The 23,012-nt window shown below is 61.4% G+C and carries 22 protein-coding genes and 1 pseudogene; 10 read left to right on the top strand and 13 right to left on the bottom strand.

The genetic code is table 11. From position 1 onward, the window contains the following. Positions 1–38: 38 nt before the first annotated feature. The 5 genes from map to glpK all read right to left on the bottom strand — a co-directional run bounded on the left by map (position 39) and on the right by glpK (position 4,297). The gene (gene map, locus ACSQ3F_RS12385) at positions 39–788 is read right to left on the bottom strand and encodes a type I methionyl aminopeptidase (protein ID WP_436100483.1); all 750 of its coding nucleotides are present in this window, start codon (positions 786–788) and stop codon (positions 39–41) included. A gap of 78 nt (positions 789–866) precedes the next feature. Further along, entirely contained in the window at positions 867–1,925 is a 1,059-nt protein-coding gene (locus ACSQ3F_RS12380) for an LLM class flavin-dependent oxidoreductase (protein WP_436100482.1), read from the bottom strand. Positions 1,926–2,036: 111 nt separating this feature from the next. After that, a complete protein-coding gene (locus ACSQ3F_RS12375; RefSeq protein ID WP_436100481.1) occupies positions 2,037–2,465 on the bottom strand; it encodes a type II toxin-antitoxin system VapC family toxin in 429 nt (142 codons plus the stop codon). Beyond that, positions 2,465–2,746, bottom strand: coding sequence for a type II toxin-antitoxin system Phd/YefM family antitoxin (locus tag ACSQ3F_RS12370; RefSeq protein WP_436100480.1), 282 nt, complete (start codon positions 2,744–2,746; stop codon positions 2,465–2,467). The genes ACSQ3F_RS12375 and ACSQ3F_RS12370 overlap by 1 nt, the downstream gene beginning before the upstream one ends. Positions 2,747–2,803: 57 nt before the next feature. Then, the gene (gene glpK / locus ACSQ3F_RS12365) at positions 2,804–4,297 is read right to left on the bottom strand and encodes a glycerol kinase GlpK (RefSeq protein ID WP_436100479.1); all 1,494 of its coding nucleotides are present in this window, start codon (positions 4,295–4,297) and stop codon (positions 2,804–2,806) included. Between the two features lie 227 nt (positions 4,298–4,524). On the opposite strand from glpK, the gene xdhA reads away from it, so the two are divergent. The 3 genes and pseudogenes from xdhA to ACSQ3F_RS12350 all read left to right on the top strand — a co-directional run. Further along, positions 4,525–6,003 carry a xanthine dehydrogenase small subunit gene (gene xdhA, locus ACSQ3F_RS12360; RefSeq protein ID WP_436100478.1) on the top strand — a complete coding sequence of 493 codons (1,479 nt, stop codon included), beginning with the start codon at positions 4,525–4,527 and terminating at the stop codon, positions 6,001–6,003. Positions 6,004–6,203: 200 nt separating this feature from the next. Next, positions 6,204–8,546: a xanthine dehydrogenase molybdopterin binding subunit gene (xdhB, locus tag ACSQ3F_RS12355; RefSeq protein WP_436100477.1), complete on the top strand. Its 2,343-nt coding sequence runs from the start codon at positions 6,204–6,206 to the stop codon at positions 8,544–8,546. Positions 8,547–8,553: 7 nt separating this feature from the next. Continuing rightward, positions 8,554–8,727, top strand: a pseudogene (locus ACSQ3F_RS12350) (xanthine dehydrogenase accessory protein XdhC); the annotation flags it as partial. Positions 8,728–8,829: 102 nt separating this feature from the next. On the opposite strand, the gene ACSQ3F_RS12345 reads toward ACSQ3F_RS12350, so the two are convergent. Then, positions 8,830–9,414 carry a TetR/AcrR family transcriptional regulator gene (locus ACSQ3F_RS12345; RefSeq protein WP_436100476.1) on the bottom strand — a complete coding sequence of 195 codons (585 nt, stop codon included), beginning with the start codon at positions 9,412–9,414 and terminating at the stop codon, positions 8,830–8,832. Positions 9,415–9,498: 84 nt separating this feature from the next. Here ACSQ3F_RS12345 and ACSQ3F_RS12340 point away from each other — a divergent pair, with 84 nt between their 5' ends. Both ACSQ3F_RS12340 and ACSQ3F_RS12335 read left to right on the top strand, forming a co-directional pair. Then, a complete protein-coding gene (locus ACSQ3F_RS12340; RefSeq protein ID WP_436100475.1) occupies positions 9,499–10,467 on the top strand; it encodes an alpha/beta hydrolase family protein in 969 nt (322 codons plus the stop codon). A 45-nt stretch (positions 10,468–10,512) separates the two neighbouring features. Next, positions 10,513–10,806, top strand: a complete 294-nt coding sequence (locus ACSQ3F_RS12335) for an antibiotic biosynthesis monooxygenase (protein ID WP_436100474.1) — start codon at positions 10,513–10,515, stop codon at positions 10,804–10,806. Positions 10,807–10,861: 55 nt separating this feature from the next. On the opposite strand, the gene ACSQ3F_RS12330 is transcribed toward ACSQ3F_RS12335, so the two are convergent. Beyond that, entirely contained in the window at positions 10,862–11,146 is a 285-nt protein-coding gene (locus tag ACSQ3F_RS12330; RefSeq protein WP_436100473.1) for a hypothetical protein, read from the bottom strand. A gap of 19 nt (positions 11,147–11,165) precedes the next feature. Here ACSQ3F_RS12330 and ACSQ3F_RS12325 point away from each other — a divergent pair, with 19 nt between their 5' ends. Further along, positions 11,166–12,086 carry a LysR substrate-binding domain-containing protein gene (locus ACSQ3F_RS12325; protein ID WP_436100472.1) on the top strand — a complete coding sequence of 307 codons (921 nt, stop codon included), beginning with the start codon at positions 11,166–11,168 and terminating at the stop codon, positions 12,084–12,086. A gap of 62 nt (positions 12,087–12,148) precedes the next feature. Here the strand turns inward: ACSQ3F_RS12325 and ACSQ3F_RS12320 are convergent, their stop codons facing one another. Together ACSQ3F_RS12320 and ACSQ3F_RS12315 are read right to left on the bottom strand one after the other, a co-directional pair. Continuing rightward, entirely contained in the window at positions 12,149–12,754 is a 606-nt protein-coding gene (locus ACSQ3F_RS12320) for an IS630 family transposase (RefSeq protein ID WP_436102132.1), read from the bottom strand. 11 nt (positions 12,755–12,765) lie between these two features. Further along, entirely contained in the window at positions 12,766–13,206 is a 441-nt protein-coding gene (locus tag ACSQ3F_RS12315; RefSeq protein WP_436100471.1) for a helix-turn-helix domain-containing protein, read from the bottom strand. Positions 13,207–13,336: 130 nt separating this feature from the next. Between ACSQ3F_RS12315 and ACSQ3F_RS12310 the strand changes: the two genes are divergently transcribed. The 4 genes from ACSQ3F_RS12310 (at position 13,337) to ACSQ3F_RS12295 (ending at position 17,980) form a co-directional block, all read left to right on the top strand. Next, complete coding sequence (locus ACSQ3F_RS12310) at positions 13,337–14,839, top strand: sulfotransferase (protein WP_436100470.1); 1,503 nt, start codon at positions 13,337–13,339, stop codon at positions 14,837–14,839. A 92-nt stretch (positions 14,840–14,931) separates the two neighbouring features. Next, positions 14,932–16,170: a urate hydroxylase PuuD gene (gene puuD / locus ACSQ3F_RS12305; RefSeq protein WP_436100469.1), complete on the top strand. Its 1,239-nt coding sequence runs from the start codon at positions 14,932–14,934 to the stop codon at positions 16,168–16,170. Further along, the gene (guaD, locus tag ACSQ3F_RS12300; protein WP_436100468.1) at positions 16,167–17,489 is read left to right on the top strand and encodes a guanine deaminase; all 1,323 of its coding nucleotides are present in this window, start codon (positions 16,167–16,169) and stop codon (positions 17,487–17,489) included. The genes puuD and guaD overlap by 4 nt, the downstream gene beginning before the upstream one ends. 137 nt (positions 17,490–17,626) lie before the next feature. Next, positions 17,627–17,980 carry a cupin domain-containing protein gene (locus tag ACSQ3F_RS12295; protein WP_436100467.1) on the top strand — a complete coding sequence of 118 codons (354 nt, stop codon included), beginning with the start codon at positions 17,627–17,629 and terminating at the stop codon, positions 17,978–17,980. Between the two features lie 155 nt (positions 17,981–18,135). Here the strand turns inward: ACSQ3F_RS12295 and ACSQ3F_RS12290 are convergent, their stop codons facing one another. From ACSQ3F_RS12290 to ACSQ3F_RS12275, 4 genes are read right to left on the bottom strand one after another with little or no spacing between them, the layout of a single operon-like run. Further along, positions 18,136–20,067 (bottom strand): beta-galactosidase, encoded by a 1,932-nt coding sequence (locus ACSQ3F_RS12290; protein ID WP_436100466.1) that lies wholly within the window; start codon positions 20,065–20,067, stop codon positions 18,136–18,138. Beyond that, the gene (locus tag ACSQ3F_RS12285; RefSeq protein WP_436100465.1) at positions 20,067–21,164 is read right to left on the bottom strand and encodes an ABC transporter ATP-binding protein; all 1,098 of its coding nucleotides are present in this window, start codon (positions 21,162–21,164) and stop codon (positions 20,067–20,069) included. Before ACSQ3F_RS12285 ends, ACSQ3F_RS12290 begins: the two co-directional genes overlap by 1 nt. A 45-nt stretch (positions 21,165–21,209) precedes the next feature. Beyond that, complete coding sequence (locus ACSQ3F_RS12280) at positions 21,210–22,061, bottom strand: carbohydrate ABC transporter permease (protein ID WP_436100464.1); 852 nt, start codon at positions 22,059–22,061, stop codon at positions 21,210–21,212. After that, a complete protein-coding gene (locus ACSQ3F_RS12275; RefSeq protein ID WP_436100463.1) occupies positions 22,061–22,969 on the bottom strand; it encodes a carbohydrate ABC transporter permease in 909 nt (302 codons plus the stop codon). Before ACSQ3F_RS12275 ends, ACSQ3F_RS12280 begins: the two co-directional genes overlap by 1 nt. Positions 22,970–23,012: the final 43 nt, after the last annotated feature.

The following is a 23,012-nucleotide window of genomic DNA, read 5'->3' as shown; positions in this document are numbered from 1 at the left end:
TAATGTCGTTCAAGGACGTGAATAGTAGCTCTTGCGGATCAACCCGGAAGGGTGACGACCAGAGGCCCGTTGCGCGTGACGACCACGGTATGCTCGTATTGCACCGTCGGCGCGCGCGGCTCGCTGAACAGCGTCCACCCGTCGTCGCCGCCCTCGGCCCATTGCGCGCCGAGCGACAGGAAGGGCTCGACGGTGAAGACCATACCGTCGGTCATCCGGCGCTTCTCGTGCTTGTCCGGCCAGGTGGCGATTTCCGTCGGCTCCTCATGCAGCGACCGGCCGACGCCGTGGCTCGCCAGGTTGGTGACAAGCGTATAGCGGTTCTTCCTGGCAAAGCTGCCGATGGCGTTGCCGATCGCCGCCAGCGGCTTGCCCGCCTTGACTTCATTCAGGCCGACCCACATGGCGCGCTTGCCGTCGCGGCAGAGGCGCTCGATCTGCGGCTTGACCGGCGGAACCGCGAAGGAGGCGCCGGTATCGGCGAACAGCTCGTTCTTTTCGGCGGAGACATCGATATTGACGAGATCTCCCGCCCTGATGATGCGCGCACCCGGAATGCCGTGGGCGACTTCCTCGTTGACGCTGATGCAGGTGGCGCCAGGGAAATTATAGCTGAGTTCCGGCGCGGAGCGGGCGCCGGCATCCTCGAGCACCTTGCGGCCGATGGCGTCGAGCTCCGCCGTGGTGATACCCGGTTCGAGCGCTGCTCCCATGATCTGCACCGCATTGGCGCAGATGCGGCCGATCTCCTTCAGCCGCTCCAGGTCTTCGTCGTTGTTGAGGGTCATTGTCTCTCGCTTTCGGCGGTCTATGTAACGCGCCGAAAGCAAGCGATCCAGACGCCAATTGCAGGAAAATCGGAGAAATCAGGCGGTTTCCACCTGCTTCGCATCTTCGGCCAAAGCCGCGCGCACCAGCGGCGCCACCTTCGTGCCGTAGAGTTCGATGCCGCGCATGATCTGGTCATGCGGCATCAGGCCGATCGCCATCTGCAGCAGGAACCGATCGTTTTTGAAGATGCGCTGGTGCCGGACGATCTTTTCCGCGACCGTTTCCGGATCGCCGAGGAACAGATTGCCGTTCGGCCCGATCGACTGGTTGAAATGCGCCCGGCTGGTCGGCCCCCAGCCCCGCTCGCGGCCGATGCGGTTCATCACTTCGGCCTGCGGGCCATAGAACTGGTCGGCGGCTTTCTCGGTCGTGTCGGCGATGAAGCCATGCACATTGATGCTGGTCTTCAGCTTTGCGGCATCCTGCCCGGCCCGGCGCGCGGCCTCGCGGTAGAGATCGAAGAGCGGCGCATAACGGGCCGGCTCACCGCCGATGATAGCCAGCGCCACCGGCAGGCCAAGCGCACCAGCGCGTGCCACCGATTGCGGCGTGCCGCCAACGGCGATCCACACCGGCAGCGGGTCGTTCAGCGGGCGCGGATAGACACCACGGCCAATGATCGGCGCTCGCTTCTCGCCTGCCCAGGTCACCTTCTCGGCATCGCGTATGGCAAGCAGCAGGTCCAGTTTCTCGGCGAACAACTGGTCGTAGTCTTCGAGATCGTAGCCAAACAACGGAAAGGACTCGATGAACGAACCCCGGCCCGCCATGATTTCGGCGCGGCCGTTGGAGATCAGGTCAAGCGTCGCAAACTGCTGGAACACCCGGACCGGATCGTCCGAGCTCAGTACCGTGACGGCGCTGGTCAGCTTGATGTTTTTCGTGCGCGACGCAGCCGCGGCAAGAATCATCGCCGGCGCCGAAGCGACATAGTCCGGCCGATGATGCTCGCCGAGCCCGAAGACATCGAGCCCGACCTGGTCGGCCAGTTCGATTTCCTCGATCAGGTGGCGCACCCGCTCCTCGCCCTCCCTGCCGCGCCCGCTCGGCGCCTCGGGATGAACGTCTCCGAAGGTATAAAGACCAAGTTCCATGACGTCCTGCCTGTTTTGTCGGCCCGATTTGTGGGCAAAGCCGTTGTTCGACCTCACAAATAATCATGGTTGGCGGCATATCACAGCATGGAAGCTGAAACACTGCGTTTCCTATGGTGCCTCGAGTTCCCATGGATTGAGGAGTTGCACACCCGTTCCCTGGAAGTCGCGGACATTGCGTGTCACGACGATAAAATCGTGGCTAAGCGCCGTAGCCGCGACCATCGCATCGCGCTCCTGCTTTCGATCGGGAACATGAAGGGCGGCGCACTTCTGAGCACTCGACTGGTCAAAGGGCAGAATACGATCTTGAAAGGCGGTAAGAATGTACCCTGTAATCCAGGTTCTAAGAATAGTTGCCTGTCCCACATCACGCCGCATAAGCGAAAGGCAGCCAATTTCCAGCTCCATCAAGGTGATCGCGGATAGGTATAATAACGGAACCTCGACCGTATTCGACCAGCCCAGCACGCCCGGATGACATGTGCCGTTACCGATTTTGCGAAACTCGGAGATGACATTCGTATCCAGAATATACATCAGGAAAAATCGGGAATTTTGAACCCCATATCATCGCTCATCCGCGGAAACTCGAAGTCGATATCCGCAACCTCACGCATGGACAGCAGCTCCGCGATGGTCTTTTCCTTCACAGGCTCGGCCGCGTTCGGTTCCGTCAGCCTCCGATATTCCTCGATCGACAACAGCACGTGCGCCGGCCGTCCCCGGTCGGTGATGAAGACCGGGCCGTTTTCCGCGGCCTTTTTAGCGCGACCGGTATCCTGATTGAATTCACGGCTCGAAAGAGTGGTGGCCATCAACGTCCTCCATCAAATTGTAGCAACGTTACTACATTTAATGTCGGGCAGCAATGTTTGCTACCCCTCGCTCAGCGTCCGCCGCACTGCGCTGCGCCACCCCTTCAATTTCCCGGTGCGGCATTTCTCGTCCATCTTCGGTTCAAATCGGCGGTCCCTTGCCCAGGATTTGGCGAAATCCTTCTGGTTCGGCCAGACACCGGCCCGGCTGCCGGCAAGCCAGGCAACGCCAAGGGCGGTGGTTTCAAGGATGGTCGGCCGGTCCACCGGGGCGTCGAGTAGATCGGAAAGACGCTGCATGGTCCAGTCGGACGCGACCATGCCGCCATCGACGCGCAGGACCGTTTCCTTGCCGTCGCTCTTCCAGTCCTTGTACATGGCATCAAGCAGATCGCGCGTCTGGTAGCAGACGGCCTCGAGAGCGGCGCGGGCGAACTCGGCCGGGCCGGTGTTGCGCGTCATGCCGAAAATCGCGCCGCGCGCATCCGGATCCCAATGCGGGGCGCCGAGGCCGGTGAAGGCCGGAACCAGATAGACCTCCTGCGACGGATCGGCGCTTTCGGCGAGTGTACCGGCATCGGCTGCGGCCTTGATCACCTTGAGACCATCGCGCAGCCACTGTACGGCGGCACCGGCAACGAAGATCGAGCCTTCCAGCGCATAGGTGGTTTCGCCGTCGAGGCGATAGGCGATCGTCGTCAGAAGCCGGTTCTTCGAGCGGACAATGTCCTGACCGGTGTTGAGAAGCGCGAAGCAGCCGGTACCGTAGGTCGATTTCATCATGCCGGGCTGGAAGCAGGCTTGTCCGATGGTCGCGGCCTGCTGGTCACCAGCGACGCCCAAGATCGGGATTTCAGCCCCGAAAATCGAAGCGTCGGTCACACCGAAATCAGCCGCGCAGTCGAGCACTTCCGGCAACATCGCTTCTGGTACGCGCAGGATTTCGAGGAGATCGCGGTCCCAGTCGTTGGTGGCGATGTTGTACATCAGCGTGCGCGAGGCATTGGTCGCATCCGTCACGAAGGACTTGCCCCCGGTCAGCCGCCAGATGAGAAACGTGTCGATCGTGCCGAAGCAGAGTTCGCCTTTGGCGCCGCGGGTGCGCGCGCCCTTCACGTTGGCAAGCATCCAGGAGAGCTTGGTGCCGGAGAAATAGGGGTCGAGCAGCAACCCGGTCTTTTTCGTGAAGGTCTTTTCCAGCCCCTGCCGTTTCAGCTTGTCGCAATAGGAGGCCGTGCGGCGGTCCTGCCAGACGATGGCATTGTGGATTGGCTTGCCGGTGGCGCGCTCCCAGACGACGACGGTCTCGCGCTGGTTGGTGATGCCGATCGCCGAGAGGTCGCTCGCCTTTATGCCGGCCTTGCGGATGGCTTCCTTGATCGCCCAGACGACGGTATCCCAGATTTCCTCGGGATCATGTTCCACCCAGCCGGATTTCGGGAAATGCTGCTTGAATTCCTTCTGCCCGGAACCGACCACTTTCTGGTTCGCGTCAAAAACGATCGCGCGGCTCGAGGTCGTGCCCTGATCGATCGCGAGAACATATCCGCTCATTCTGCCCCTCCCAGCGTTTCTTAAGCCGGCCGATCTCTCCTCAAGACCGCAAGCCATTTCAAAAAACTTCAATACGATACAAAAACGAATGTCAAACGAAAACAAAACGCAAGTTTGAAGCGCTTCCCCGACCGCGCCAATGCATGGACTACAACGGCAAAAACACAATTGTCACGCTGCCGGTTTTGGGCATAGTTTCAAGAGTAGAATTAACAAGAAGAGACCGCATGACCCAATCGGCCGGCAGCATACGCTTCATTCTGAATGACCAGGACATCACGCTGACGTCGGTGTCGCCAACCGGGATGCTGCTCGATTTCCTGCGTCTCGAACGAAGGCTGACGGGAACGAAGGAGGGCTGCGCGGAAGGTGACTGCGGCGCCTGCACAGTGCTCGTCGGGCGTCTTCAAGGCGACGATCTCGTCTACGAAAGCGTCAATGCATGCATCCGCTTCACGGGTTCGCTCAATGCGACCCATGTCGTGACCGTCGAGCATCTGGCGGCAAAGGACGGAGCGCTACACCCGGTTCAGCAGGCCATGGTCGATTATCACGGCTCGCAATGCGGGTTCTGCACTCCGGGTTTCGTGATGTCGCTTTACGGGCTGTGGCTATCGAAAGACAATCCCGGCCGCGCCGACATCGAAAAGGCGCTGCAGGGCAATCTCTGTCGATGCACGGGTTACGAGCCGATCGTCAAGGCGGCCGAGGCCGTCGGCAAGGCAAGGCCCGATGCCGTGTTCGACCCGCTGCTCAAGAAGCGGGAGGACATCAAGGCCCGCCTCAAGGCAATGCGCAGCGACGGCACCATCTGTCTCGGCGATGGCGGCGCCAGGCTGATCGTTCCCAGCTCGGCCGCCGATCTCGCGGAAACCCTGGACGCCTACCCGCAGGCCACCATCGTTGCTGGCTCAACCGATGTCGGCCTCTGGGTCACGAAACAGATGCGCGATCTCGACCACGTCGTCTTCATCAACAGCATCGAGGATTTGCAGTCCATCCAAGAGAATGGCGACGGGATCACGATCGGCGCAGGTGTGACCTACTCGGCGGCGTTCGAAGCCATCTCGGCGCATTACCCGACGTTCGGCCGACTGCTCGACCGGCTGGGCGGCGAGCAGGTCCGCAACATGGGCACGATCGGCGGCAACGTCGCCAACGGCTCGCCCATCGGCGACACGCCGCCGCCGCTGATCGCGCTTGATGCAAGTGTCACGCTCCGATCGAAGGCCGGGCAACGAACCGTGCCGCTTGAGAACTATTTTATCGAATATGGACGGCAGGACCGCAGGCCCGGCGAATTTGTCGAGAGCATCTTCGTGCCCAATCTGCCAGACGGCGATCAATTCGCCGTCTACAAGATTTCCAAGCGCCGCGACGAGGATATTTCCGCGCTCTGCGGCGCCTTCCGTATCGCGCTTGACGGCGACAACCGGGTGAAATCGGCACGGATCGCCTTCGGCGGCATGGCCGGAACGCCGAAACGGGCGGCACATGTCGAAGCGGCACTGATCGGGAAGCTCTGGAACGAGGAGACGGTCAAAGCTGCACAAACCGCGTTCGAACAGGATTATCAGCCGCTCACCGACTGGCGCGCCACGGCCGCCTATCGGATGTTGGCGACGAAGAACCTGCTCTTGCGGTTTTTCCTGGAAACGTCGGGTGGAGAAGCCGTGCAAATTCAGAGATTTGATGGTGTGGCATGATGCGAATTTGCGCCGGTCACAACACCCCTCCCCAACCCTCCCCACAAGGGGGAGGGAGTCTATCGCGTTTGCCGCATCTCCATGCATCTCTGACGCGGAACGAGACGGCATATGCGATCAGCCCCCTCCCCCTTGTGGGGAGGGTTGGGGAGGGGTCTTTCTTCATCGATACCGCCAGCCAAACAGCGGAGATTTGACCCATGGACAAATCCACCTTCGAAGAGCGCAAGACGATCGCCGGTCCGATGCATTCGGCCCTTCGCCACGACAGCGCCCACAAGCATGTCTCCGGCACCGCGGATTATATCGACGACATTCCGGAACCGGCCGGGACGCTGCATGGTGCACTGGGGATGACCGACCGCGCCCATGCCGAGATCGTCGCGATGGACCTGTCCGAAGTCGAGGCTTATCCCGGCGTCGTCTGCGTGCTGACCGCCAAGGACATGCCGCATTCCAACGACATCAGCCCGAGCCATCTCGATGACGAGCCGGTGCTTGCCGATGGCCTCGTCCAGTTCCATGGCCAGCCGGCCTTTGCGGTGATCGCGGAAACCCGCGACATCGCCCGGCGCGCGGCATGCAAGGCGAAGATCACCTATCGCGACCTGCCGCATTTCATCGATATCACCGAGGCGCTGGAGAACGGCGCAGAGATCGTCACCAAGCCGCTCACCTTGCAGCGAGGCGATGCAGAGGCGGAACTGGAACTCTCTCCTCGCCGTCTGTCCGGCCGCATGCGCATCGGCGGCCAGGAGCATTTCTACCTCGAAGGCCACATCGCCTTAGCCATTCCCGGCGAGGATGACGAGATCACCGTCTGGTCCTCGACCCAGCATCCGAGCGAAATACAGCACATGGTCGGCCATGTGCTCGGCGTGCCCTCAAATGCCGTGACCGTACAGGTTCGGCGCATGGGCGGCGGCTTCGGCGGCAAGGAAACCCAGGGCAGCCAGTTCGCGGTTCTGGCGGCCGTCGCCGCCAAGAAGCTCAACCGCGCCGTCAAAATCCGCCCCGACCGCGACGAGGACATGACGGCCACCGGCAAGCGGCACGATTTCCTCGTTGACTACGATGTCGGCTTCGACGACGAGGGCCGCATCCATGCGGTGAAGGCGAACTACGCCGCCCGTTGCGGCTACTCCTCCGATCTTTCCGGCCCGGTCACGGACCGCGCTCTGTTTCATGCCGACAGCTCGTATTTCTATCCGCATGTGAAGCTGACCTCGCAACCCCTGAAAACGCACACCGTCTCCAACACCGCCTATCGCGGCTTTGGCGGTCCGCAGGGCATGATCGGTGGCGAGCGTATCATCGAGGAAATCGCCTTTGCATTGGGCAAGGACCCGCTCGAAATCCGCAAGCTGAATTTTTATGGCGAGAAGGGTTCGGGACGCGACCTCACGCCGTATCACCAGCAAGTGGAAGACAACATCATCCACCGCATCGTCTCGGAACTGGAGGAGAGCGCCGACTATCAGGCGCGCCGCAAGGCGATCATCGACTTCAACAAGACGAGCCGGGTGATCCGCAAGGGCATCGCGCTGACGCCCGTCAAGTTCGGCATCTCCTTCACCATGACCGCCTTCAACCAGGCGGGCGCACTGGTGCATGTCTATCAGGATGGCTCGATCCACCTGAACCATGGCGGTACAGAGATGGGGCAAGGCCTCTACACCAAGGTGGCGCAGGTTCTGGCCGACAGCTTCCAGGTCGATATCAGCAATGTGAAGATCACCGCCACGACCACCGGCAAGGTGCCGAACACCTCGGCGACCGCCGCTTCGTCCGGCTCCGACCTCAACGGCATGGCGGCCTACGACGCAGCGCGGCAAATCAAGGAACGGCTGGTCGATTTCGCCGCCGAACGCTGGCAGACGGAGCGGGAGAACGTCACCTTCGTGCCGAACCACGTGAAGATCGGTGAAGAGCTGGTGCCCTTCCCGGACTTCATCAGCCAAGCCTATTTCGCCCGCATCCAGCTGTCCGCCGCCGGCTTCTACAAGACGCCGAAAATCCACTGGGATCGCAACACCGGCCGCGGCACGCCGTTCTACTACTTCGCCTATGGAGCCGCCGTCTCGGAAGTTTCCATCGACACGCTGACCGGCGAATACATGGTCGACCGCGTCGATGTGCTGCATGACGTCGGGAAATCGCTCAATCCCGCCATCGATATGGGTCAGGTGGAAGGCGGCTTCGTTCAGGGCATGGGATGGCTGACCACCGAGGAACTCTGGTGGGACGACAAGGGTCGCCTGCGCACCCATGCGCCATCGACCTACAAGATCCCGCTCGCCTCCGACCGGCCGAAGATTTTCAACGTCAGGCTCGCGGAATGGGCCGAAAATGCCGAGATGACCATCGGCCGCTCGAAGGCCGTCGGCGAGCCGCCCTTCATGCTGCCGATCTCGGTGCTGGAAGCCTTGTCCATGGCCGTCGCCAGCGTCGCGGACTACCGCGAATGCCCAAGGCTCGACACGCCCGCAACGCCGGAACGGGTGCTGATGGCAGTGGAACGCCTGCGCGAGACGAAGGCGTGATCCTCATCATGGTCACGCGCTGGATTTTCTGATCGCCAGGGAAGCGCTTGCTCGCGATGATCTCGCCTATATCGGCAGGCTTGTCCTGCCAGTCGGCGAAAATGCGGTTCACGACAAACGCCTCGCCGCCACTGCCACCATGACGGCGGCCGATATTCTTGCCGCGTTGGAAAGGGCACGAGCGTCATGGTTGCCCGACGCTTCAAATCTCTATTTCGATCAATGCAGGCACCTCAAAACTGCTGCATGCTTCCTGAGCAATAGGCAGCGACGCTGCACGGCGTTATTCCAGCAAGCCCGCCAACCGTATCAGCGAATGGGCCGCCTCCCCTGCCGTTTCCATGTAGGACGGATCGCGGTGCAAAAGAACGACGGCGAAGGAGCCATCCAACAGCAAGATTGTCTGACGGGCGAGCGTTCGGGCCTGCGGCTCAAGCCCCGCCGCTTCGAACACCCCGTATAACCAGTCCTCGACCCGTTTCTTGTGCGCTACGCCGATCTTCATCGCCGGATGGCCGGGCATGTTGGCGAGTTCGGCGGAGGTTCGCAGAAAACCGCATCCCTTCCACCGCGGATGTCGGGCCGATCCAGCGAGATTGTAGAAGACGCCGCGCACCTTGTCGGCCACGTCGCCCTCCGTTTCCGAAAACCAGCGCTTGAACAAGGCCAGATTGGGATGATCGCGCATGTCGAGATAGGCGGCGATCAAATCGTCCTTGCTGGCGAAATGATAGTAGAGTGTGCGCTTGGTAACGCCGGCTTTCTCGGCAACGGCATCGACACTGACTGCCCGGATCCCCTCGCTGTAGAACAGCTTGGCCGCGGCCGAAACGATGCGATCCCGCGTCGGGAGGAGAGAAGGTGCCATGCCCCTATGTATACCGACCAGTGAATATACACAAGCACATCTCTCGCTTAGGGTTCCCCGATCGAAACCACCGAGGAACGATCCATGCGCGAAGCAGGCGGGAGGTCCGTAGATATCGTCTGCCAGGACGGCGTGAGGCTTGGTGGTCACCTGTGGTCGCGGACGGGCGGCAGCAATTGCGGTAAAATAGTCATAAATCCTGCGACAGGCGTGCTCGCCCGCTATTATCACGCCTATGCGCAGTTTCTGGCGGATCACGGCTTTGCCGTCCTAACCTACGACTATCGCGGCATCGGGCGGTCTAGGCCCAAGCAATTGCGCGGCTGCGGCTATCGCTGGGCGGATTGGGGTGAACGGGATTTCGCCGCCGCACTCGGCTTTCTCCATGCGCATGCGCCGCACGGCCCGACGCTGGTCGTAGGCCACAGCATCGGCGGATTTCTTCCGGGCTTTGCCCGCAATGCGTCGCTGATCGACCGCATGCTCACCATCGGCGCCCAATACGCCTACTGGCGCGACTATGCCGCCACCCACCGCCTGCCCCTGTTGCTGAAATGGCATCTCGCCATGCCGGTCCTGACTGCGATATGCGGATATTTTCCCGGCAGAAAGCTTGGCTGGCTGGAAGATCTGCCAGCGGGCGTGGCAAGAGACTGGAGCTTTCGGCAGGCGCGGATGGAACTGAGCCACCCGCAACGTACCCGGCAGGACATCTTGCGGCGCTTCGCAGCGGTGACAGCCGGCATCCTCGCTGTCGCGGTCACGGATGATGAAATCGGGACGGAGACGGCCGTTCGCCGCGCGTTGCGATATTACGAAAACGTGAACCCGATGGAGGTGGCCCTGTCACCCTCCGATCTGGGACTGGACCGCATCGGCCATTTCAGTCTCTTTCACAAACGGCACGCCGTCGATTTCTGGCTGGATAGCCTTCTCTGGCTTCGAGACGGCGTAAACCCCTGGCCGGACAAACCATTCGGTCGCGCAAGTGAAAAGGTCGAAGACGAGCAGTTCAGCAGTCGCTGCTATATCCGGTACAAGGGCATGATGTGACACCAGCACGCCGTGCTGCCCTCCAATTGCATTAAGAAGGAAGCCATGCAGTTTGTTCTCATTATCCATGAAGTCGCCGACTATGCAGCCTGGAAGGCTGTCTTCGACGATGCCGCCACGCTTCGCCGCGATGCCGGCGAAATCTCCTATCAGGTCCTCAAATTCGACGGAGCCCCCAACCGCATCGTACACTTCTCGCAGTGGCGCTCGCTCGATGCCGCAAAAGAGTTCTTCGAATCGGACAGGCTTGTCGAAATCCGCGCGCGGGCGGGCGTGAAGGCGCCGGAATTCATCTATCTTGACCAGTTGGAAAGCGGTGTGCTCGAGCCGAGTCGTTAAAACACGCAGCCGTCATCCTTGCCATGACCTCAGAAAAAATCTGTGGCGATTGGGGCTATCGGGTCATATCCGAATCCTGACGCGGGTCGCGTCCGTCCATGAAACCCATGTCCCGTTTCAGGTAATCCGACATGGCGCCGAGGTCGAGATTCGGGTAGCCGGGTCGAAGATAGTGAAGTGCTTTTGTCAGCCGCAGACGCCAGCCTGCCGAGCAGCTATGCGGGATTGATTCATATTTTTCAATTGTTTGGCAATCCATGATAGCACCCGTGTTTTCGGTGAATGTGATTGCAGCATGCGCGGAAACATGCTCAAATTCCAATCGAACAACCGTCTGCATGCATCAAGAGAACTTATCCATGAAGATGTCGAAACAGTTCGCCCTGAATGCGCTTCGCGTCTTCGAAGCGGCCGCGCGGCTTGGCAGTTTCACCCGCGCGGGCGAGGAACTCGGCATGACCCAGACGGCGGTCAGCTATCAGATCAAGCTGATCGAGGAGAATGTCGGTGAACCCCTGTTCCTGAGGAGACCGAGACAGATCGTTCTGACCGAGGTCGGGCAACGGTTGGCGCCGCGCGTCACGGAGGCTTTCCAGATGCTTCAGGACGCGGTCCTTTCGGCGCGCGGCAACGCCAACAGCGCGCTGTTGATCAATTCGACGGCAACCTTCGCCTCGCAATGGCTTGCCCGCAATATCGGCACGTTTCAGCTCGCGCATCCGAACATAGCCGTGCGCCTGACGACCAGCGAAAAGCTGATCGATTTTGCAACGGAGGCCGCCGACCTTGCGATCAGGTCCGGTGACGGCGTCTGGCCGGGCCTCGACAGCCACCCGTTGATGCGGATCGAATTCACGCCGATGCTGAGCCCGGCGCTCGCCGAAACCATCGGCGGCGTCCACGAGCCGCGCGATCTCCTCAAGCTGAGGATCATCGATGCCGCCGATCCATGGTGGCGCATCTGGTTGGAGGCGGCCGGCGTCAGCGAACCGGACCTCGAGGGCCGCCCGCTGAGTCGCCTTGGCGCCCAATCCTTCGAGGCGCGCGCGGCGATCGCCGGACAGGGCGTCGCGATCCTGACGCCGGACTTCTATGCGGACGACATCGCGCTCGGCAGGCTCTATCAGCCTTTCGACCTGCGCTGCAGCGACGGGCACGACTACTGGCTCGCCTATCCGCATGCGCGCCGAAATACGCCGAAGATCAAGGCCTTTCGCGAGTGGATCTTCACCGAACTATCGTCGGCGGATGCGCCAAAACAGACCCCACCCGGAAACTGACGAAACAGACGGCGCCGCGCTAAAGGCCGGGACAAGCCTGATCGCTATCATACGGCCACGAGCTAAGCAGAGATTCCTGGATTGGCCAACGGACGGATGTTCCGCTCGATGTTTAGGGCGGCGACGGCGGCGTGGATGGCGCGATCGAGGGTCTGCGTGCCGCCGAAGGTCTGGTGGGCGAGATGATGGGCCTTGAGATCATGCCAGACGACCTCGATGTCGTTGAGCTCTGGTGCGTATTTCGGCAGCCACTCGACGGTGAGCCAATGCTTGCGGGCCTCGATCGCGGCCAGAGAGAGCTTGCTGAGGTGGATCGGCCCGTTGTCCTCGACCAGTACGACCGGCGTCGTCGCTCGTCCCGGTTTGGGGGCGTACAGGCGATCAAGCTGCTCGAGGTGAGCGAGGAAGTCGCTGCTGCGCTTGGTCGGGCTCGTATGCACAATGAGCTGGCGGGTGAGGTGGTCGAGCGAGCCGATCATCGCAACTTTCTGGGCTTGGCCTGGCGCCGGCACCCGCAGATCGGCACCACGCTTGGCCCATGCCCGCGCCAGATAGGGATGCGTCAGGGCCTCGCTCTCGTCGCCATAAAGCAGGACGATGTCGCCAGCCTCGGCTTGAGCCTTGCGCAACTGGAGGCGCAATCCCACGCGCTCGATCTGCTCGGCGATCTGGCGGCCTTTCAGCGTGTGTCGAGGTCGCCGCCAGCGGAAGTTTTTTTTCGCAGCGCCTTGGACAGTTGCGACCGGCCGATCTTGATGCCCTCGCGCGCCTCGATCTCAACCATGAGGCGCGCGATTGTCCAGTTGGGCCGGTCGGCAACGGGAGCATCGAGCAGAGGAGTGACGACGCGAAGCGCCGCCTCGGTCTTGACCGGTGCCGGACCCGGCGCGACGGTCGCCTGCAACGCCTCGACGCCGCCGCGGGCGAAATCACTGCGCCAGAGGCGAACCGTATCCTCGCGCACGCCGAAGGCTTCCGCAATGCGCGGGCTGGTCCAGCCTGATAGCGTCAACAACAGCGCCCGTGCCCGATCCGCCTCGCCGCGGTCGCGTGAACGGGCCAACATGCGCAGTGCCTCACGCTGCTCCGCACCGGCCATCACCGGAGATTTACCTGCCATGCCATACCCCACAAATCACCGCCAAGATGGAATCACACTTGCTATCCGTTGGTCAAGCTGATGGAATCTGCTTAGGCGCGCCTGCGCCTCGAGTCGCTTGCCTCGAAAGACTTGAATGGAGATATGAAGCATGGCCTTGCCGGCAGCCCCGCGCCAAGATACCCCGCAAACGATCGCGACCTTGATTGAGCGCGGCCGAGCCCTGCAAGCCAACGGTCGCCTTGATGACGCAATCGACTGCTTTCATGCGGCGATCGAGCTCGATCCCTTGTCCGCGGAACCCTTCTTCTATCTCGGCCACGCGCTCGACAATGCCGGCTTTTACGATGGCGCGGTGCTCGCCTACCGCCACGCCTCGAAACTTGCGCCGGACAACACCGACGTCTTGAACAATCTTGGCAACGCGCTGGCTGCGCTCGCCAACAGCGCGGAAGCGGAACCCGTCTTTCGGCAACTGCTGCAGATCGAGCCGGGGCATCCGGCCGGGCTCTCCAACTTCGCCAACTTCCTGCGGGACCGCGGGCGAACCGCAGAAGCGATGGAACTCTATCGCCGTCTACTCGCCGTTGATCCCCTGCACGCCGTCGCCCATCATTCCCTCGCTCAGGAAACACGCTACACGGCCGATGATCCGCAACTCGCACTGATGGAAAAGGCCTACCGGTTGAGCGCGCCCGATTCACGCGCTCGCGCGGCACTCGGCTTCGGGCTCTTCAAGGCTTACGAAAGCCTCGGCGACGACCGGCATGCGTTTTCCCATCTTGCCGAGGCGAACGGGATTCATCGGGGCAGCTACCGTTACAGCGTGGATGTCGAAGGCGCGATTTTCAGCCAGATCAAATCATTCTATTCTCCGGAACAGGCATCGCGCCTCGCGGGTCGGGGATATCGTTCGAGTGTTCCCGTTTTCATCGTCGGCATGCCGCGTTCCGGCACGTCCCTTGCGGAGCAAATTCTCGCAACCCATCCGATGGTCGCCGGCGGCGGCGAACTGGGCATCATGACGGACCTTGTCCAGCAGGAACTGATCAATCCGCGCGACTATAGCCTGATCCTCGAGGAGCAGCATTTCACCTCCGAAAGGCTCGTTCGCATGGGGAAAAGCTACGTGGAAGCCGTCCTGCCGCTGGCCGACGGCAAGCCCCATGTCACCGACAAAATGCCGCTCAATTTCCGTTGGATCGGTTTCATCAAGGCTGCTCTTCCGGACGCGAAGATCATCCACTGCCGCCGCGCGCCTCTCGACACCTGCTTTTCGATCTTCGCCAGCTATTTCGGGTCAGACGGCAACCGCTTCGCCTACGATCTGGATGAGATCGGAACCTACTATGGCCACTACACAAGCCTGATGCGCCATTGGCGCTCTGTTTTTCAAGACGATATCCACGAATTCATCCTTGAGGACATGATCGCAGACCAAGAGGGCGAAACGCGAAGGCTGCTGGAGTTTCTCGGCCTTCCCTTCGATCCGGCATGCCTGGAATTCGAAAAGACGGAGCGCAGGATCGCAACCGTCAGCAACGCGCAGGTGAGGCGCCGCCTGAACGCCTCCTCCAAGGGCAGGACTGACCGCTACTACGATCAACTCTCACCGCTTCGCAGCAAGCTGGCCGCAGCCGAAAAAGCCGTTTGATCACAAGATCATACCACCTGCTCCAGTCTGCCCCTTCCCTCGGCCGGAAAATTTGCGCAAGGTGCGGCTGCGGAGGATGAAAGGGGACCTGAATGTATGAATTCGCCATCGCTTGGGAATGGCTGGCCTTTGCCGTCCGCTGGCTGCATGTGATCACCGCCATCGCCTGGATCGGCTCTTCCTTCTATTTCGTCGCGCTCGATCTTGGCCTCGTGAAGCGCGATCATCTGCCCGCCGGCGCCTATGGCGAGGAATGGCAGGTGCATGGCGGCGGCTTCTATCACATCCAGAAATACCTCGTCGCCCCCGCGACCATGCCGGACCATCTCACCTGGTTCAAATGGGAGAGCTACGTCACCTGGCTTTCCGGCTTTGCCATGCTCTGTCTGGTCTATTACGGCGGCGCCGACCTGTTCCTGATCGACCGGCATGTGCTGGATATTTCCGCGACCACTGCGATCCTGATCTCGCTCGCCTCTCTCGGCATAGGCTGGGTTTTCTACGACCTGCTGTGCAAATCACCGCTCGGCAAGAATACCTGGACGCTGATGGGCATCCTCTATGTGGCTCTGGTCATCATGGCCTGGGGCTATACGCAGGTCTTTACCGGCCGCGCCGCCTTCCTGCATCTCGGCGCGTTTACCGCGACGATCATGTCGGCCAATGTCTTCTTCATCATCATGCCGAACCAGCGCGTCGTCGTGGCTGACCTGATCGCTGGACGCACGCCCGACCCGAAATACGGCGTCATCGCCAAGCAGCGCTCGCTGCACAACAACTACCTGACCCTGCCCGTCATCTTCTTCATGCTGTCGAACCATTATCCGCTGGCTTTTGCCACAGCCTATAACTGGCTGATCGCAGCACTTGTCTTCCTGATGGGCGTCACCATCCGCCACTGGTTCAACACGACCCATGCCCGCAAGGGCAAACCGACCTGGACATGGCTGGTGACGCTGCTGATCTTCATCCTGATCATGTGGCTATCCACCGTGCCAAAGGTTCTGACCGGTGAAGATGCGGCAGAGGTGTCGCCGGCTTTCCAGCAGTTCGCTGCCAATGAACATTTCCCGGCAGTGAAGGATGCGATCTCGACGCGTTGCTCCATGTGCCATTCGGCGGAACCTGTCTATGAAGGCATCAACCGGCCGCCCAACGGCGTGGTGCTGGAGAGCGGCGCGGAGATCGCCGCCCGTGCCCGCGAAATCTACATCCAGGCCGGTCGCAGCCACGCCATGCCGCCAGGCAATATTACTGACATGACGGCGGATGAGCGTAAACTCCTGACGGCGTGGTTCGAAAGCTCGGTTTCGGAAGGCAAGACAGAATGACCGCAACCCTCATTCGCGGCCGCACCTTGAGTTTCAAGCACGTGCCTGGGGGCTTGGACGACGAGGACGCGTATGCCTACGAGCCTGACGGGGCGTTGCTCGTGGAAGACGGTCTTATCCTCGCGAGCGGGAGCTACGATGCGGTGAAAGCGCAGGCGCCCGATGATGTCGCGGAGATCGACCATCGCCCCCACCTGATCCTGCCCGGCTTCATCGACACGCACCTGCATTTCCCGCAGATGCAGGTGATCGGCTCCTATGCCGCCAACCTGCTCGAATGGCTGAACACCTACACCTTCCCGGAGGAATGCCGCTTCGTCGAGACGGTGCATGCTGAGCGTATTGCGACGCATTTCTTCGACGAGATGGTGCGCCACGGCACGACCACGGCCGTCGCCTATTGCTCTGTGCACAAGACCTCCGCCGATGCCTTTTTCGCCGAGGCTCTGCGCCGCAACATGCGGATGGTTGCCGGCAAGGTGATGATGGACCGCAACGCACCGCAGGGACTGCTCGATACGCCCGAGATGGGCTACGACGAGACCCGCGCAGTGATTGCCGACTGGCACGGCAAGGGCCGCAACCACGTCGCCATCACCCCACGCTTCGCCATCACCTCGACGCCCGAGCAGATGTCGGCGGCGCAAGCACTGGCCCGCGAATTCCCCGATCTGCACATCCAGACGCATCTGTCGGAAAACCGCGACGAGATCGATTTCACCTGCTCGCTCTACCCTGAAGCCGCCGACTACACCGATGTCTACGCACGCTACGGCCTGCTCGGCCCGAAGACATTGTTCGGCCACTGCATCCATCTGTCGGAGCGTGAAATGGACGCGATGAGCGAAACCGGCTCGATCGCCGTGCACTGCCCGACCTCCAACCTTTTTCTCGGCTCCGGCCTGTTTCCGCTGAAAAGGCTGGTCACCAGAGAAAAACCGGTCCGCGTCTCCGTCGCCACCGATATCGGCGGCGGGTCGAGCTACTCCATGCTGCGCACCATGGACGAGGCCTACAAGATCCAGCAATTGTTGGGCGAGCGGCTGAACCCGTTCGAGAGTTTTTACTACATGACGCTCGGCAATGCGCGGGGTCTATCGCTCGAAGACAAGATCGGAACGCTGGAGCCTGGCACGGATGCCGATTTCATCGTGCTGAACATGGCAGCGACACCGGCGATGGCGCTGAAGGCGGAAGTGGTGAGTTCGCTCGCCGACGAGCTGTTTTTGTTGCAGACAATGGGGGATGATCGGGCAATTGCCGAGACCTATGTGGCGGGGGTGGCGGTGAAGGCGGGACTTGCCACATCCTCCCCTTGAGGGGGAGGGTCGGACCACAGGTCCGGGGTGGGGTGACCCTTTGAGCAAAAATGGCGGATCACCCCCACCCGCAGCTTCGCTGCTACCTCCCCCTCAAGGGGAAGGTCGATAGAGCCACGCTTCATTGGAGATGCAAAATGAACGGCGCAAAGATTCTGAATCGTGACGATTGGGCGGAACAGCCGGACGTCTGGCAAGGCGAGTTCGAGGGCGGAGTCTACGGCGCCAATGTATCGGTCATGTTTTACACGACAGACAAAATTGGCGGCGGTCCCAAATTGCACAAGCACCCCTACGCGGAGGTCTTCATCATCCGACAGGGCCGGGCGTTGGTCACGGTCGGAACGGAGCAGATCGAAGCAACGGCGGGTCAGATCATTTTTGCGCCCGCAGATGTGCCCCATAAGTTCAGCAATCTCGGGCCAGGGCGGCTTGAGACAACTGATCTGCATGTGACGGACGCGTTCGCCACAGAATGGCTGGAGGAGTAGCACTCAGGAAGGGAAACGCGCCTGAACACCCTCCCCTTGAGGGGGAGGGTCGGACCGCAGGTCCGGGGTGGGGTGACCCTCTGAGCAAAATAATGGATCACCCCCACCCGCAGCTTCGCTGCGACCTCCCCCCTCAAGGGGGAGGTAGAGTTGCTCTATCCTTTCCAGGCAGCAACCGTCTGCGGCTTCACCTCAGCTTCGCCTAGAACGAACCCGCCATCGCTCGGGCACGTCCACGTCTCCGTCCCATAGTTGAACGCAAACGTCACCCCGCCCCGCCTACGCAGCCGGATATGATCCGGAAGCACAAGCGTCTCCAGCCCGGCCTTCGCCGCCAGATAAATCAGCGCCTGTTGCAACAGTTCCTCATTCGGCCAGCAGGCGAGATAATGATGCCCGTCCTTGCCCGTTAGCGCCGGATCGCCACTGGCGAACCGCGCGAGCATATCGCCTTCCGCCTCGACATATTCCCGCCAGCGGATGGCGGCTCCGGAGACCGTGCCGGAGACGGCGTCTTCCAGCCCTGGACGCAACGACGACACCTGCGTGACCCGAACGCCCGTAAGCGCGGCAAGCGGGCCGGGCGGCAGATTTTCGGGAATGGCAAACTGGCGCGTGCGCGAGCCGGAGCGCGGGCCGTAGAGCACGATACCCTCGGCTGCGCCGAAGGCCTGCAAAGCAGCCTCCGAGACCATCATCAGCGATGGGACGAGCACCAGCTTGTAGCCGTCGAGCGGCGCGCCCGGGGGCACGAAGTCGACGTTGAGACCGAGCTTGCGCACCGCCTCGTACCAGCGGAACGCCAGATCATGGTACTGGAAGTCCCTGCCCTGCGGTTGGATGACGGTTGCCCAATAGGTCTCGTAGTCATAGACGATGGCGACCGGGGCCTGCTCGGTTGCCGGCAGCTCGCCGGCTGCGGCGATCTCTTGGCCAACGATCTCGGCTTCGCGCCCACCGGCGGACAACTCGTCCGAGCCCGGCAGGTTGAGGCCAGCATGCATCTGCTCCTGCGCGAACGGGGCCTGGCGCCAGCGGAAGTAACTCACGACTTCGGCGCCATGCGCCAGCGCCTCCCAGGTCCAGAGCCGCACCATGCCCGGCTTCGGCACCGGGTTCCACGGCGCCCAGTTCACCGGACCGGGCTGCTGCTCCATGATCCAGAAACGGCCACGGCCGACGCCGCGGTAGAGATCGTGGTGGAACGGGGCAATGTCCGGATGCGACGTCTCCGCCCAGCGGTTCTTTTCCTCCTGACTGAACGGGAACTTCTCGACAAAGCCGATCGGATAGCTGTCCCACGAGGCGATATCGAGGTTTTCGCCGACCTTCCAGTGGTCGAAATCATTGACGAAGCCCATGAAATTATGGGTGATCCAGCGGCCGGGCGAATGCTTGCGGATGATCTCGCACTGCATCTTGTCGTAGGCGGCCACCTGCCCGGACTGGAAGCGCCAGAAATCCAACCGTGCCGCCGGATTCGTCTCGGTGACGGTAAGGTTCGGCAGCACGACATCCTCGAAGCTGTTCACCTCCATCGACCAGAAGACATTGCCCCAGGCTTCGTTGAGCTGGTCGGTCGACTGGTAGCGCAGCCTGAGCCAACGGCGGAATGCCTTCAGGTCTTCCGGCCCCCAGGACTGCGTCGTGTCGTGGCAGCCATATTCGTTGTCCGTCTGCCAGCCGTCGAGCGCCGGGTGTTCGCCATAGCGCTTGGCGATGATCTCGACGATACGCGCGCTTTCGCGCCACCAGACTTCGGATGAGAAGGTATAGTGCCTGCGCGAACCGAAGCCGCGCACGTGCCCCTGCTGATCGACCGGCGCGATCTCCGGATATTCGTCCATCAGCCATTTCGGCGGCGTCGCCGTCGGCGTGCCGAGCACGACCTTCAGCCCGGCGGCACCCAACGTATCCATGGCGCGGTCTAGCCAGCCAAAATCGAACGTATCGCGCTTCGGCTCCAGCCGCGACCAGGCGAATTCGCCGATGCGCACGAAGGAAATGCCCATGTCCCGCATGCGGCGGGCATCCTTTGCCCACCACGCCTCTGGCCAGTGTTCCGGATAATAGCAAACGCCAAGCATTACTTCGTCAAATCCCCGTTGATGATGGCGACGCCCTCGGCGTCGAAGAGATGGCAGGCCTTGGCCGGGATACCGATGCGGAAATCTGCGCCCGGATGTGCTGTGGCAAGACCATCGGCCTTGACTGCGATGTCGGTGCCGTCACCGAGGCTGACATAGAACATGGTCTCGGAGCCGAGATATTCGGCAAGCCGGAGCTTTGCCGGCAGAATGGCCCCGTCCTTCCCGTCAGCATCGATATGCTCCGGCCGAATGCCAAGCGTCACCGCTTGGCCGTCGGCGACGCGGGCATGTCCGGCCGGCAGCAGGATATCGACGCCGCCGGTCAAGCTGACGCGGATCTGATCACCGGCGGGTGACGCCGTCGCCTTCAAAAAATTCATCTTCGGCGAGCCGATGAAGCCGGCGACGAAGAGGTTCTTCGGCCGGTGATAGAGTTCCAGCGGCGAGCCGATCTGCTCGATCGATCCGGCGCTGAGGACCACAATTTTGTCAGCCATGGTCATGGCTTCCACCTGATCGTGGGTGACATAGATCATCGTTGCTTTCAGATCCTGATGCAGCGTGCTGATCTCGGTGCGCATCTGCACCCGCAGGGCGGCATCGAGGTTCGACAGCGGCTCGTCGAACAGAAAGACTTCCGGATTGCGCACGATGGCGCGGCCGATGGCGACGCGCTGGCGCTGGCCGCCGGAAAGCTGCGACGGCTTGCGGGCGAGCAGCGGCTCGAGCTGCAGCATCTTGGCGGCGCGCTGCATGCGCTTTTCGATCTCCGCCTTGTCATGGCCGGTCATGCGCAGGCCGAAGCCAATATTGTCGGCAACCGTCATGTGCGGATAGAGCGCATAAGACTGGAACACCATCGCCACGCCGCGATCGGACGGGCCGACATGGGTCATGTCCTTGCCGCCGATCTTGAGTTCGCCCGACGAGATTTCCTCAAGTCCGGCGACCATCCGCAACAGCGTGGACTTGCCGCAGCCGGAGGGACCGACGAAGACGCAGAACTCGCCGTCGGCGATCGAGAAATCGACGCCCTTGATGACGCTGACCGAGCCGAACTGCTTGGTGACATTGCGGAGCGTGACGTCAGCCATTGGCCCTGCCTTTCGATGAATGTTGAAATGTGGAAAACGCAGCGATCATCCCTTGGTCGCTCCCAGCGTCAGCCCGGCGATGAAATGTCTCTGCATCAGGAAGAACATCAGGACCGGCGGCATGGCGGCGACGATGGAGCCGGCCGACACCAGGTGCCAGGCGGCGATCCACTGGCCGTTCAGCGAATAGAGCCCGGCTGTCACCGGCATGGCGTGCTGCCCCTGCACCAGAACAGTCGCCCAGAAATAGTCGTTCCAGATGAAGGTGAAGACCAGCACCGAAAGGGCCGCGATTGCCGGCCGCATCAGGGGAAGGACGATATAGCGGAAGATCCGCCATTCGCTGACGCCTTCGACACGGGCGGATTCGATCAGCGCAAAGGGCAGCGACGTGATGAAATTGCGCATGAACAACGTGCAGAAGCCGGTCTGGAACGCGATATGGAACAGCACGAGGCCGGAGATGCTGTCATAGAGCCCCGCCTTCAGCGTCATGTCGCGCACCGGCACCATGAGAATCTGGAACGGGATGAAGTTCCCGGCGACGAACAGGAAGAAGATCAGCAGATTGGCACGGAATTTGTAGACCGCCAGCGCAAAGCCCGACAGGCAGGCGAGCCCGACCGCGCCGATGACCGTCGGGATCGTCACCTTGAAGGAATTGAGGATGTACCAGCCAATCGGCGAATCCCTGAAGACCGCCGTATAGTTCTCGATGCCGGCGAAGCGCGAGGGCATGCCGAAATAGTTTCCCGCCGCGAGGTCGGCGGATGGCCGGACCGAGGTGATGGCAACGCCGATCAACGGCAGCAGCCAGACGATCAATGCGATCGGCAAGATGATCGTATAGGCGTGGCGTACCCAGGGGGAAGCCTTCTGGACAGGGGTCGGAAACATCAGGCGTGCCTTTCCCGCATCAGCATGCGCACGATGAACAGGGTGATGAAGATCATCATGATCATGAAGAGGACAACGGCGATCGCCGCGCCATAGCCCATGCGGTAGCCATATTCCGACAAAGCCTGCTCATACATGTAGAACGAAAGCACGCGGCTCGAGCCGTAGGGGCCACCATCCGTCATGATCGAGACCAGGTCGAAGGAGCGCAACGCGCCGATGACGGTAACGACGATGGCGATGAAGGTGGCGGGACCGAGCTGCGGCAGGATGATGTGCCACAGCAGCGACCAGCCCCTCGCGCCGTCCATGCGCGCGGCCTCCACCTGCTCCGGGTTGATGTTGTTGAGGCCGGTCAGGTAGAGGATCATGCAATAGGCGATCTGCGGCCAGAGACCGGCGGCGATGATGCCGAGCGTGACATAACGCTCGTCCGCAAGGATGGCGATGTTCTGACCGCTCACCGCCTTGATCAGCGCCGAAAGAAGACCGAAGTCCGGCGCATAGAACCAGGTGAAGATCAGGCCGACGACGACCTGGCTGATGACGAAGGGAAAGAAGAACAGCGACTTGTAGAGCCGGATACCGGTGACCGTCTGGTTGAGAAACAGCGCCACGGCGAGACCCGCCGGAACAGCCAGCAGGTAGAGCACCAGCCACAGGATGTTGTTTTTCAGCGAGGTGTAGAACGCTTCATCGTCGAGAAGCTCGACATAGTTCGCCACGCCGATCCAGGTCTTCTGGCCAAGCCCGTCCCAGTCGTAGAAGCTGATCCAGATCGACTGGAAGATCGGAATGATCACATAGATCGAAAACATGATCATGCCGGGCGCCAGAAACAGCCAGGGCGCAAGGCGCTGCTGGTTGCGCTTCCAGAAACCGGATGTCGCGGAAACGGTGCTGCTCATCGCTGCCACCTTTTTTGATATTTTTGAAACTGTGTGAGGGATG

The sequence above is a fragment of the Pararhizobium sp. LjRoot238 genome (assembly GCF_964252955.1).
Lineage (GTDB): Bacteria > Pseudomonadota > Alphaproteobacteria > Rhizobiales > Rhizobiaceae > Pararhizobium.
This window is presented reverse-complemented; position numbering and strand designations above follow the sequence as displayed.

Excerpts from the sequence above, each read along its gene's own strand:
- glpK (WP_436100479.1), bottom strand. The coding sequence starts at position 4,297 with ATGAGCGGATATGTTCTCGCGATCGATCAGGGCACGACCTCGAGCCGC.
- ACSQ3F_RS12330 (WP_436100473.1), bottom strand. The coding sequence starts at position 11,146 with ATGCAGACGGTTGTTCGATTGGAATTTGAGCATGTTTCCGCGCATGCT.
- map (WP_436100483.1), bottom strand. The coding sequence starts at position 788 with ATGACCCTCAACAACGACGAAGACCTGGAGCGGCTGAAGGAGATCGGC.
- ACSQ3F_RS12345 (WP_436100476.1), bottom strand. The coding sequence starts at position 9,414 with ATGGCACCTTCTCTCCTCCCGACGCGGGATCGCATCGTTTCGGCCGCG.
- xdhA (WP_436100478.1), top strand. The coding sequence starts at position 4,525 with ATGACCCAATCGGCCGGCAGCATACGCTTCATTCTGAATGACCAGGAC.
- ACSQ3F_RS12280 (WP_436100464.1), bottom strand. The coding sequence starts at position 22,061 with ATGTTTCCGACCCCTGTCCAGAAGGCTTCCCCCTGGGTACGCCACGCC.
- ACSQ3F_RS12295 (WP_436100467.1), top strand. The coding sequence starts at position 17,627 with ATGAACGGCGCAAAGATTCTGAATCGTGACGATTGGGCGGAACAGCCG.
- guaD (WP_436100468.1), top strand. The coding sequence starts at position 16,167 with ATGACCGCAACCCTCATTCGCGGCCGCACCTTGAGTTTCAAGCACGTG.
- ACSQ3F_RS12290 (WP_436100466.1), bottom strand. The coding sequence starts at position 20,067 with ATGCTTGGCGTTTGCTATTATCCGGAACACTGGCCAGAGGCGTGGTGG.
- ACSQ3F_RS12375 (WP_436100481.1), bottom strand. The coding sequence starts at position 2,465 with ATGTATATTCTGGATACGAATGTCATCTCCGAGTTTCGCAAAATCGGT.
- ACSQ3F_RS12325 (WP_436100472.1), top strand. The coding sequence starts at position 11,166 with ATGAAGATGTCGAAACAGTTCGCCCTGAATGCGCTTCGCGTCTTCGAA.
- ACSQ3F_RS12315 (WP_436100471.1), bottom strand. The coding sequence starts at position 13,206 with ATGGCAGGTAAATCTCCGGTGATGGCCGGTGCGGAGCAGCGTGAGGCA.
- ACSQ3F_RS12380 (WP_436100482.1), bottom strand. The coding sequence starts at position 1,925 with ATGGAACTTGGTCTTTATACCTTCGGAGACGTTCATCCCGAGGCGCCG.
- ACSQ3F_RS12340 (WP_436100475.1), top strand. The coding sequence starts at position 9,499 with ATGCGCGAAGCAGGCGGGAGGTCCGTAGATATCGTCTGCCAGGACGGC.
- ACSQ3F_RS12275 (WP_436100463.1), bottom strand. The coding sequence starts at position 22,969 with ATGAGCAGCACCGTTTCCGCGACATCCGGTTTCTGGAAGCGCAACCAG.
- ACSQ3F_RS12335 (WP_436100474.1), top strand. The coding sequence starts at position 10,513 with ATGCAGTTTGTTCTCATTATCCATGAAGTCGCCGACTATGCAGCCTGG.
- ACSQ3F_RS12285 (WP_436100465.1), bottom strand. The coding sequence starts at position 21,164 with ATGGCTGACGTCACGCTCCGCAATGTCACCAAGCAGTTCGGCTCGGTC.
- xdhB (WP_436100477.1), top strand. The coding sequence starts at position 6,204 with ATGGACAAATCCACCTTCGAAGAGCGCAAGACGATCGCCGGTCCGATG.
- puuD (WP_436100469.1), top strand. The coding sequence starts at position 14,932 with ATGTATGAATTCGCCATCGCTTGGGAATGGCTGGCCTTTGCCGTCCGC.
- ACSQ3F_RS12310 (WP_436100470.1), top strand. The coding sequence starts at position 13,337 with ATGGCCTTGCCGGCAGCCCCGCGCCAAGATACCCCGCAAACGATCGCG.